Raw genomic sequence first — 11,202 nt, 5'->3', positions numbered from 1 at the left:
CTCGCCGGACACCGGCTGACTGTCTTTGTTAGGAGGATCAGTGAAGGCTCGTCTGGGCGCCGTGCTGTTCGGGATAGGCGTCTTGTGTCTCGTGCTCGCCGCGGGAGCGGCGTTCTTCGTGGCACCGACGGTGACGAAACTGCCGTACGACCTCAAGTTGTGCAACGCGGAGGGCAAGCCGGACGGCTGCCTGAAGCCGAGCGTCGCGGTGGCGGAGAACGCCAAGTTCCTGCAGCTCAAGAAGGACGCCCCGCCGACCGTGCAGACCGGCACGCTGGAGTCCACCACCGAGGTGGCGCCGCAGGCCGGCAGCACCGAGGCGGAGATGACCGGCGACCTGGAGGGCAAGGCGGTCGTCTGGGGCGCGTACGGCACGGTGAAGTGGGTCCAGACCGGCGAGGTGATCAGCCAGTACTCAGCGGAGTTGGCCCTGGACCGGAAGACCGCCGCGGCGGTCGACTGGGACAAGCAGTTCCTCCAGGCCGACGGCCCGGAGGGGCCGAGCGAGGTCACCTTCGGTGGGCAGACCTACAAGTTCCCGTTCAACACGGAGCGCAAGGACTACGAGTACTTCGACCGTGACCTGCGCAAGGCGCTGCCGATCCGGTTCGACGGCACCGAGAAGATCAACGGCACGGAGGCGTACCGGTTCCAGCAGGTCATCGAGGAGACCGACCTGGGCATGGCGGCCGAGCGGGTCGGCGCCCTGCTCGGGGCGCTCGCGCCGGGCGCGACCAGCGGCAAGGTGATGTACAGCAACACCCGCACCATCTGGGTCGAGCCGGTCAGCGGCAACTTCGTCAAGGTGCGCGAGGAGCAGAAGAAGATGCTGGTGCCGGACCAGGGCGCGAGCACCGCGCTGCTGGACGGTGACTTCGTCTACACCGACCAGACGATCGCCAACAGCGTCGAGTCGGCCGGTAACAACCGGGACAAGCTGCTGCTGATCGGTCGGACCATTCCGCTCGTGCTGACGGTCGTCGGCGCTCTTGCGCTGATCATCGGGCTCTGGCTGGTGCTGGCCGGACGCCGGGCCACCGCCGCCGCGCGGCACCGCGCCGACGGCGACGCCGACGCTGCCACGACGCCCGCGCCGCGGGCGTCGTCCGAGCAGGTCACCTCCGGGGCGCCCGTGCGCGACGGCGAGGCCGAACGCCGGTAGCGGGGGCCTCGGCCGGCGTCCAGGTGTGGGCGTCGACCACCGGCAACCAGTCGACAGGCCGCCACCGTCGTCCCCGTTCGGGGGTGACGGTGGCGGCCTGTTGTGCGGGAGGCCCCGCGTTACTGAACCGTAACCTGAATCGCTGCTCGTCACGGACGGTCGTGCTCGAAGGGTGACGTGCCCGGTTTGCGCGAGAATCATTGATCAACGTCCATGTAGCCGGGAGTCTGCTCGCGTTGGCTCACTACTCTGCGTGACCTTGGCTGTGGCGGTCGGCGATCCGGGCCTTGTGGCCTGCGTCCTCGCGCGGCATCATCGTCCCAGTTCCTACTCGCCGGTAACTGTGGCAAGCCGGTGCGGGGCCGTCGCCGGTCGACCGGCGACCCGCGCGACATCCCTGAGGGGAGGAACCGTGCAGGACCGGTTCGAGCCCGTGCCGGCCGTGCCTACCGGCGCCGTGCCGGCCGCCACGAGACCTGCCAATGCCATGCCGGCGGCCGGGTCGATGCGATGCGACGCCAGGCTGCGCGACGCCCGTCCGTACGTGGTGCTGCCGGTGCTGCTCGGCCTTGCCGCCGCCGTGGCGCTCGCCGCGCCCGGGCCGACGCCGGTGCGCGCGGTGGCGCCGCCGACTCCCGCCTGCCCGACCACGACTCCCGGCCAGGGCGGAACGCAGCCGGCCCCGAGCGGCACGCCGGGCGGGACGCGACCCGCGCCGACCGGCACGCCGGGGGCGTTGCCGGGCCCGACCGGGACGCCGGGCGCGACGCGGGCCCCGACCGGGACGCCGGGCGCGACGCGGGCCCCGACCGGGACGCCGGGCGCGACGCGGGCCCCGACCGGGACGCCGGGCGCGACGCCCGTCCCGACCGCCCCCGGCCCGTTTTCGTTGACGGGCGGCGGACGCCACGCCGTCCGCGACATCCTCGACGGCATCAGTGACCTCGTCGACGGCGACCGGCACGACGACGAGGAGGTGGCCCGCCGGGGGACACCCACGGTTGCGCCGAGCGTCCGTCCCTCGACCGTGCCGGGCGTCCGTCCCACGGTCACGCCGAGCGTCCGTCCCTCGACCACGCCGAGCGTCCGTCCCTCGGCCGTGCCGAGCGTCCGTCCCTCGGCCTCGGCCACGGGTCGGCCGGCGGTACCCGGCCAGGGGTGCGTCCCGGTCAGCCCGCAGCCGAGCCGACCCGGGCAGGTGGTGGCGGGCAGACCGCTGCCCCGGATCGCCGCCGACCCGGGACAGCCGGTGGTGGCGGCGGTCCCGTCGAAGCTCACCGGGTCGAAGGTGACCATGGACGGGCTGCGGTTCGAGGGCGTCGTCGACCTGCCCACCGCCGACGGCAGCCTGAAGGCGCTGAAGTTCACCATGGACCGCGCTGTCACCGACGATTTCCTGCTCCGTGCGCCCGCGCCAACCGGCCGGACGATGCGGTTCGCCACGGACCGGCTGACGGTGCAGGGGGACGTCGCCTTCTACGCCACCCGGTTCGTCGGGCGGCTGCTCGGCGTCAAGATCACGCTGACCCCGGCCCTGCCGTTCCCCGACGGCCTGCCGATCACGTCACCTGTTCCGATCACCTTCACCGAGCCGGCCATGGAACTGGCGTTCGTCGACAGCGACACACTGACCGCCACGCCGGCGTTGAAGCTGACCCTCTCCTGACCTCACCCCACCACCACCGACGGTGCGGGGCCGGTGTCCCGCCGGCCCCGCACCGTCGACCTCAGAGGCGGGCGAGCGCCTTGCGCAGCGGGTCGAGCCCCAGCGAGCCGAGGTCGAGCGCCTGCCGGTGGAACTCCTTGAGGTCGAAGTCGGCGCCCTTGCGGGCCTTCGCCTCGTCACGGGCCTGGAGCCAGATCCGTTCGCCCACCTTGTAGGAGGGGGCCTGCCCCGGCCAGCCGAGGTAGCGGTTCAGCTCGAAACGCAGGTTCTCCTCCGGCACCCGGCAGTGCGCCCGCATGAACTCCCAGCCCAGCTCCGGCGTCCAACGCTCGCCGGGGTGGAAGCCGAACGGGTTGTCCTTCGGGATCTCCAACTCCAGGTGCATGCCGATGTCGACGATCACCCGGGCGGCCCGGAACGCCTGCCCATCGAGCATGCCGAGCTTGTCGCCCGGGTCCTCCAGGTAACCCAGCTCGTCCATCAGCCGCTCCGCGTAGAGCGCCCAGCCCTCGCCGTGCCCGGAGACCCAGCAGAGCAGGCGCTGCCAGCGGTTGAGCAACTCGGCCCGGACGGCCGTCTGCGCGACCTGGAGGTGGTGGCCCGGCACGCCCTCGTGGAAGACGGTGGTCACCTCGCGCCAGGTGGAGAAGTCGGTGACGCCCTGCGGCACCGCCCACCACATCCGCCCCGGGCGGGAGAAGTCCTCGCTCGGGCCGGTGTAGTAGATCGCGCCGTCGCTGGTCGGGGCGAGGCAGCACTCGATGCGGCGTACCTGCTCCGGGATGTCGAAGTGGGTGCCGTGCAGGTCGCCGATGGCCTTGTCGGCGAGCGCCTGCATCCAGTCCCGGAACGCCTCCTTGCCCCGGATCGTCCGGGCCGGGTCGGCGTCCAGCGCCTCGACCGCCTCGTCGATGGTGGCGCCGGGGCCGACGATCCGGCCGGCCACCGCGCGCATGTCGGCCTCCAGCCGGGCCAGTTCCTCGAACCCCCAGGCGTACGTCTCGTCGAGGTCGACCCTGGCACCGAGGAAGTACTGCGAGGCCAGCTCGTAGCGCTCGCGACCCGCGGCCTGCTTCTCCCGGCCGAGCGGGGCCAGCTCGGTGCGGAGGAACTGGCCGAACTCGGCCGTCGCCGCAGTGGCCGCCGCCGCACCCCGACGCAGCTCGGCGCCGAGGGTGCCGTCGGCGCCCAGCCGCTCGACCAGCCCGTGGAAGAAGTTGTCGCCGTCCGGGTCGACCCAGATGTCGCACTGCTTGGCGACCTCGACGAGCTGGACCCGGGCGCTGACGTGGCCGGCGGCGGCCGCCTCGCGCAGCGTCGCCTTGTAGCCCTCCAGGGTGCTCGCGAAGCGGTTGAGCCGGGCCGCCACGTGGGCCTTGGCGTCGTCGCCCTCGGTCGGCATCAGGTCGAAGACCATGCGGACCTCGTGCAGGCCGCTGGAGATCACGTTGACCTCGCTGCTCGCCTCGCCGGCGTCGTAGCGGGCGAGGTCGAGGCCGAGCCGCTCCTGCATGGCCTCCTTGGCGGTCCGCTCCGCCTCCGACTCCGGCTCGGTCACCTCCAGGTCGGCCAGCGTCCGCCGGATCAGCTCCGCGCGGGCCGTGTACCCGTCGGGTGACAGGTCGTCGAGCTGGTCGTCGTAGCCGGCGATGCCGACGTAGGTGGCGCCGATCGGGCTCAGCGGCGCCCACTCGGCCACGTAGCGGTTCGCGAGGTCATCGATTCGTCCCACGCTGCGACCCTACGTGAGGGCACCGTCAAGTTGTCGAACGCGTTCTGCGTGTTCAGGGCAGCAGGTCGGCGGGGTCGAAGTCGATCGGGAACGGCAGGTCGGCCGAGAGCCGCCGACCGCCGACCGCTCTGGCGACGGTGTCGTAACCGCCGAACCTGCCGAGGGTGAAGAGCTCCGCCTGGGCATGCCCCAGCTGGCGGGAGAGCTCGACCCGCAGGAAGTACGGCACCCGCCCCTCCGCACACCGCATCGGCTTGTCGACGAAGTCCTGCCGGCGGCTGCCGGGCGAGACGAACTCGACCGCCATCGTGCAGAGGTGAGCCGGGATCCACCGGTCCTCCTCGTCGGTCTTCGGCAGCGCGTGCAGGACGGTGACGTCGGGCTGGATCCAGCGCCGCGGCGAGAAGGTCAGGTTCACCTGCCCGAACACGTAGAACCCGTGAGCCTTCGCGCCCGGCTTCAGGAGATGGGCGAGCTCGATCTCGCCGTAGCTGTTCGTGCCGACCTCGGCGGGCGTCATGACCAACGTCCCGTCGATGCACTCGTAGCGCGCATCGGGTAGCCCCGGCAACGGGAGGTACCGGTCGGCGAACTCGGTCGTCCACATGCCGTCGAGGTCGACGAGCGGGTCGAAACGCATCGGCATCGCCACGGCGTGCACCTCCTCGGGGTGGTCAACGCGTCACCAGCGTAGGCGGTTTCTGTGGTGGTCGACACGGCGTGGAGAAAGTCGCGGGACTTCGTCGTACGGCTGCGGCAGAGTGTCAGGGGTGACAGTGGATTCCACTCCTGACCGGGCGGCGCTGCGGAGCTGGCTGCCCGGGTTCCTGGCGCTGGCCGCCATCTGGGGCTCCAGCTTCCTGTTCATCAAGATCGGCATCGGGGAACTGCATCCACTGCACCTCACCCTCTACCGGGTCGCCGCCGGCGCGGTGACCCTGCTGCTGGTGCTCGCCGTGCTCCGCGACCGCCTGCCCGCCGAGCCCCGGGTCTGGGCGCACCTGACCGTGGCCGCCGCGTTCGGCGTCGCCGTGCCGTTCACCCTCTTCGGCTACGGCGAGCAGCGCGTCGAGTCGATGCTCGCGGGCATCTGGAACGCCACCACCCCGCTCATCGTGCTGCCGCTGGCCGTGCTGGTGTTCCGCACCGAGCGGCTCACCACGCGCCGGGCGGTCGGGATGGCGCTGGGCTTCGCCGGGGTGTTGGTGGTGCTCGGGGTGTGGCAGGGGGTGGGCGGCGCCCACTTCACCGGGCAGCTCATGTGCCTGGGCGCGGCCGCCTGCTACGGGGTCGCCATCCCGTACCAGAAGAAGTTCGTCGCGGGCAGCGCGCACTCCGGGCTCTCGCTCTCGGCGGCGCAGCTCCTGGTCGCGACCGCCCAGCTCGCGGTCGTCGCGCCGCTGGTGGCCGGGGCGCCACCCGCCCCGACCGGCCTCTCGGCCGAGGTGCTCGCCAGCGTGCTCGCGCTCGGGGCGCTCGGCACCGGCCTCGCCTTCGTCATCAACCTGCGCAACATCCGGGTCGCCGGGGCGAGCACCGCCTCCACCGTGACCTACCTGGTGCCGGTGTTCGCGGTGCTGATCGGTGCCCTGGCCCTCGACGAGCGGCTCACCTGGCACCAGCCGGTGGGCGCGCTCATCGTGCTGTCCGGCGTCGCCGTCTCACAGGGCCTGATCGGCCGCCGCCGGCCCGCACCCGCCGGCCTCACCGAGCCGTCCGCGCCCGCCGGCGTGATCGAGTCGACCACGGCAGATGCCGCTGCCGTCGCGCCCGCTGCCGTCGCGCCCGCCGCTGCCGTCGCGCCCGCCGCTGCCGTCGCGTCGGCCGGCGTCGCCGCGCCGGCCGCGCCGTCCGTGCCGGCTGCTCGCCGCTGAGCGATCCCGCCTGTCGCCCGGCCTTCGCGAGCCACCCGCCCTCGCCCGCCCGCTGCCTGCCGTCTGCCGCCCTGCGTCGCCTGCTGCCTGCTGCCCGACGCTGCCGGCCGCCTGCTGCCTGTCGCCCGGCGCTGCCCCGCGCCCGCGCCGCCTGCCGCCCGTCGCCATGCGCCTCGGCGGACGGGTGGAACACCATGGGTGTCAACGCACGCCTTTGACAGCCATGGTGTTCCACTCGTGAACGTGGCGGGCCATGCCGTGGGCCGGCGACCTTCAGGAGCGGCGCGGCCCGTCGCCGCACGCGCTGCCGCTTCGCACCCGTCCAGACGCGGTCACCGCTCCGCCGCCCGCCTGTGAGGCCGCGCCGCGTGTGAGGCCGGGTCGCTTGTGATGGCCGCGCATGGCGGCCGCCGGCGGGTGATGCGGTCTCATGAACGGGGCAGCTCGACAGTGTCCGTGGTGTCATCCCACTGGTCGCCGGCGGGTTGCCGGCGAGGGCCCGGGCCCGCCAGGTCGAGCAGCCAGGGCGAGCGGTCAGGTCGAGCAGCCAGGCCGAGCGGTCAGGTCGAGCAGCCAGGTCGCGCGGTCAGCACCTCAGCGGGCGGAGCGGGCCCAGTCGACCAGCCGGTCGGCGTCCCAGGTGTTGACCACCCGGTCGGCGGGCACCCCGCACAGGGCGGCGCGCTCGCAGCCGAACCGCTGCCAGTCGAGCTGGCCGGGCGCGTGTGCGTCGGTGTTGACGGCGAAGTCGCAGCCCGCCTCCAGCGCCCGGCGGATCAGCCGCTTCGGCGGGTCCTGCCGCTCCGGGCGCGAGTTGATCTCGACGGCCACCCCTCGTTCGGCGCAGGCGGCGAAGACGGCGTCGGCGTCGAAGTCGCTCTCCGCACGGGTACGCGGCCGGTGCGCCCGGTCGCCCGGACCCTTCACCCCGGCGGGCCGGGACGCCACCATCCGCCCGGTGCAGTGGCCGAGGATGTCCAGGTGCGGGTTCGCGATCGCGGTCAGCATCCGCCGGGTCATCTTCGCCCGGTCGTCGTTCAGGCCGCTGTGCACCGAGCCGACCACCACGTCGAGGCGGGCCAGCAGCTCCTCGTCCTGGTCGAGCGACCCGTCGGCGAGGATGTCCACCTCGATGCCGGTCAGGATCCGGAAGCCCTCCGGCAGCGCCTCGTTGACCTTCGCCACGTGGTCGAGCTGTCGGCGCAGCCGGTCGGCGGTCAGCCCTCGGGCCACCTTCAGGCGGGGCGAGTGGTCGGTCAGCACCACGTACTCGTGGCCCAGCTCGACCGCCGCGAGCGCCATCTCCTCGATGGGTGAGCCGCCGTCGGACCAGTCGGAGTGGGTGTGGCAGTCACCGCGCAGCGCGGTACGCAACGCGGTGGCCGCCTCGTCCAGGTCCGTGCCCTCCGTGGCGAGCAACCGCCGCAGGTAGACCGGCTCCTCGCCGGCGAGCGACTCGGCCACGCAGCGGGCGGTGACGTCGCCGACCCCGGACAGCTCGGTGAGCTTGCCGGTGCGGGCCCGCTCGGCCAGTTCCCTTCCCGGCAGCGCGCCGAGGGCCGTGGCCGCCGAGCGGAACGCCCGGACCCGGTAGGTCGCCTCGTTCGCCCGCTCCAGGAGGAAGGCGATCCGGCGCAGGTCGGCGATGGGGTCCCGGGCGCTCATGCCATGGAAAATACGCCTCCGCGCCGCCGGTCGCGGGACGACCGACGGCGCGGAGGCCATGGAATCAGCGGAGGGCCACGGAATCAGGAGTGCGGCAGCTTCACCAGCGATCTGTCGCCGATGCCGAGGGTGGTCGGGTTGTTGCCGATCGCCGACCAGACCTCCACCCGCACGGTGCCGTTCGACAGGTTGCCGAGGGAACCGGTGGCGGAGTGCAGGCCGCTCTGCTGGGTGTAGCGCTCGTACCCGGGAACCGGGTCGGTGGCGAAGTAGCGGTACGTCTCCACCCGCTCCCAGCTGCCGTTGCCGGTCAGGTCGTAGGAGACCCGCACCTGCACCCCGTTGCCGACCGCGTTGCCGGCGTCGAGGAACAGGTCGAACGTGGTCTGCCCGCCGCCGTACGCCAGATCCAGGCCCGTCGCGGTGAACACCTGCGGGTTGGTCGGCGTGCCGTCGCGGTTCGCGCCGCCCGCGCCGGCCACCGTGACGGTCGCCGGGCTGCCGGCCGCGGCCAGCCCGCCACCGGGCAGCAGGTACCGGGTGGGGAAGTCCGACGACGGCGGCGGGGTGGTGGGCGGCGGGGTCGTGGGCGGCGGCGTCGTCGGCGGGGGCGTCGTCGGCGGCGGGGTGGTGGGCGGGTTCGTGCCCGACACCCCGCCGGTCGCGGTGCCACCGCTCCAGGTGTACGCCCCGCTGGTGGCCGTCTTCCCGGCGGGCACGGAGAGCCGGGTGCCGTCGGAGAACGTGACCGTCAGCGGCGCGGCGGTGATGTTGCTCGCCACGTAGGTACGCGCGCCGTTGCGCTGGAACACCGCCGCCAGCGGGTGGTTGGCCGTGACCGGGGTGTGCACCGTCCCGAGGGCCGCGAGGTTGCGGATCCAGTGGAAGGTGTGCGCCCGGCTCTCGCCCTCCTCCGGCGTGTATCCGGGGTTCGCGCGGAGCTTCGCGAGCGCCGCGTCCGGGTCGCCGAGCGCCAGGAACTGCCAGAGGATGTCCTGCCACACCGTCGGTTCGCCGCCGTTGTTGCGCACCAGTTCCTGGTAGTTGGCGCGGTTGGACGCCGGGTACTGCCCGAGGTAGAGGTGCCCGCCCGTGACCGGGAGCATGTTGATGCCCTGGATCATCTCCGGGTCGGCGCTGAACCAGGTGGCGTACGCGCCGCCGTCACCCCAGACCATGCCGACCGTGGAGTGCCCGAACGCCGCCGGGTAGTTCTCGTTCGTCACGTCGAACCAGTACTCGTGGATCGCCGCGGCCTGGGTGGTGTGGATGAAGATGCCGGCGTCGCGTACGGCGGTGTTGCCGGTCGCCTGCCCCCACTGGATGAGGGCGTTGGCGAAGTTCATCCCCTCGGACGAGGACTCCTGGTTGTTGCCGGCGTGGAACGAACCGTGCCCGGCGGCCCAGTCGTGCCCGGCGTAGATGTCGAAGTCGCGCAGGTACGGGAAGCGGTTGTCCGTGCGGTCGTAGTTGTTCGCGTCCCGGATCAGCAGGTCGATCATGCCGCCGTACTGGTCCTGCCGGGCCCAGGTCGGGTCGAACTTGGCCAGGGTGGCGGCGGCGGCGATGTAGTAGCCGTAGTGGAAGTGGTGGTCGTTGAGTTCCTGGTCGGAGCCGTAGGAGGCCGGGTAGCCGATCAGGGTTCCCCAGTTGCGGTCGTAGTGGAAGACGCCCTCGGTCTCCCCGGGCGTGGCGGTGAGCCAGTCGTTGAGGGTGCCCCGGATGGCGTTCAGCGCGGCGGTACGCGTCTCGGCGTCGCCGACCTGGTCGGCGATCTCGGCGATCCGGGCGGCCCGGCCCAGGCCCTTGCCCGTCCAGTAGGTGTCACTGCCGCGCTGGTCCATCGGGTTGCCCCGGACGGCCGCGAGGTGGTTGCGCAGCGTCGTCAGGTCCGCCCCGGTGCCGGTGGCGACAGCGGGGACCTCCGGCAGTACGCCGTTGAACTTCATCGAGGTGCGGAACGCGTCGACGCCGGTGAGCACCTTCATCCGGCCGCGCGCCGACGGATAGGTGAGCGCCAGCGGGGTGGCGCCGGTCAGCGACCGCCACTGGTGCGGGTAGAGGCTGACGACCGTCCGGTTCGCCGTGCCCTCCCGGGCGGTCGTGGTGAAGGCGTACGTGGTGTTGACGGTGCTGGTCGCCTGGTCGTAGGCGTACGAGACCCGGGTGCCGGTGACGTGGGCGTGGGCGTACTGGCCGTAGGTGGTGGCCAGCCCGGCACGGGACGCGGCGTCGGTGCTCGGCGTGGTGGGCAGCAGGGCGACGGAGAAGTAGCCCTTGCCGGCCAGGGTGGAGGTGATCCGTCCACCGTTGACGGTCCAGGTGGCGCCGGTGGGCGCGTACGCGACGTAGTCGTGCCCCCGGACGGTGAAGCCGATCGTGGCGCCGCTGTTCGACCAGACCGTGGGGCTGCCGCCGGTGGCGTTGATCAGGGCGTTGCCGCCGCTGGTGCGGAAGTACGCGAACGGCAGCCCGTGGCCGATGGTGGCCCGCATGGTCCGGGTGCCGTCGGTCCAGTGCGGGGTGACCGTCCAGTCGGTCCAGCCGTCGACCTTGACGACCGGGGCGGCGAGCGCGGCGACACCGACGCGGATGTCCTCGGAGTACGTGTACTTGAACTCGCCGACGCCGGTCGCGGTGCCGCTGATCGTCGGGGTGGAGGTGGCCGAGATCCCGAGGCCGTCGCCGGCCGGCTGGTAGGAGGCCGGGTGCGCGTGCAGCGGCTCGCTGTAGGAGCAGTTGGTCCGCTTCCACAGCAGCGACGACCACCAGTCGTTGGTGGGTACCGGCCCGGGGGGCGCGTCGGCGGTGGCGAACTGCCGGGGGTTGGTGGTCATGTCTCCGCAGCCGGTGGGCAGGGGGCCCACGCGGTCGGTGGTGTAGCTGCCGGCGCCGACGGTGGCGGCCTGGGCGGGGGTGGTGGTCACGACGGCGAGGCCGCCGAGGGCGAGGGCCAGGGCGGAGGTGGCCGCCACGGCCCAGGTGCGGCGTGTCGCAGGAGGTGTCACAGTGCCTCCGGTCGGGGGGCGCCGGTCGGGGACGGGCGCGTTCTGCGAGCGAATTGTGTGGAAAGTGGTCTCAGAGAGCGCTCTCTTGCGACGGG

7 protein-coding genes are annotated in these 11,202 nt (G+C 72.7%); 3 read left to right on the top strand and 4 right to left on the bottom strand.

The genetic code is table 11. The features are described from left to right. Positions 1 to 40 precede the first annotated feature (40 nt). Both ACN27A_RS20280 and ACN27A_RS20275 read left to right on the top strand, forming a co-directional pair. Complete coding sequence (locus ACN27A_RS20280) at positions 41 to 1,162, top strand: DUF3068 domain-containing protein (RefSeq protein ID WP_421455772.1); 1,122 nt, start codon at positions 41 to 43, stop codon at positions 1,160 to 1,162. 412 nt (positions 1,163 to 1,574) lie between these two features. Next, positions 1,575 to 2,828: a hypothetical protein gene (locus ACN27A_RS20275; RefSeq protein ID WP_421455769.1), complete on the top strand. Its 1,254-nt coding sequence runs from the start codon at positions 1,575 to 1,577 to the stop codon at positions 2,826 to 2,828. A 61-nt stretch (positions 2,829 to 2,889) separates the two neighbouring features. Here the strand turns inward: ACN27A_RS20275 and ACN27A_RS20270 are convergent, their stop codons facing one another. Together ACN27A_RS20270 and ACN27A_RS20265 are read right to left on the bottom strand one after the other, a co-directional pair. Then, the gene (locus ACN27A_RS20270) at positions 2,890 to 4,560 is read right to left on the bottom strand and encodes a DUF885 domain-containing protein (RefSeq protein WP_421455766.1); all 1,671 of its coding nucleotides are present in this window, start codon (positions 4,558 to 4,560) and stop codon (positions 2,890 to 2,892) included. 52 nt (positions 4,561 to 4,612) lie between these two features. Further along, positions 4,613 to 5,206 carry a Uma2 family endonuclease gene (locus ACN27A_RS20265; protein WP_421458535.1) on the bottom strand — a complete coding sequence of 198 codons (594 nt, stop codon included), beginning with the start codon at positions 5,204 to 5,206 and terminating at the stop codon, positions 4,613 to 4,615. 124 nt (positions 5,207 to 5,330) lie between these two features. Between ACN27A_RS20265 and ACN27A_RS20260 the strand changes: the two genes are divergently transcribed. After that, on the top strand, positions 5,331 to 6,434 hold the full coding sequence (locus ACN27A_RS20260; RefSeq protein WP_421455764.1) for a DMT family transporter: 1,104 nt from the start codon (positions 5,331 to 5,333) through the stop codon (positions 6,432 to 6,434). Positions 6,435 to 7,028: 594 nt separating this feature from the next. Here the strand turns inward: ACN27A_RS20260 and ACN27A_RS20255 are convergent. Next, complete coding sequence (locus ACN27A_RS20255; RefSeq protein WP_421455761.1) at positions 7,029 to 8,099, bottom strand: PHP domain-containing protein; 1,071 nt, start codon at positions 8,097 to 8,099, stop codon at positions 7,029 to 7,031. Between the two features lie 83 nt (positions 8,100 to 8,182). Continuing rightward, positions 8,183 to 11,107, bottom strand: a complete 2,925-nt coding sequence (locus ACN27A_RS20250) for a glycosyl hydrolase (protein WP_421455758.1) — start codon at positions 11,105 to 11,107, stop codon at positions 8,183 to 8,185. Positions 11,108 to 11,202 lie beyond the last annotated feature (95 nt).

This window comes from Micromonospora sp. WMMD737 (assembly GCF_049179055.1).
GTDB lineage: Bacteria > Actinomycetota > Actinomycetes > Mycobacteriales > Micromonosporaceae > Micromonospora > Micromonospora reichwaldensis.
Note: the sequence above shows the minus strand (reverse complement) of the source record. Positions and strands in the feature narration are given on the sequence as shown.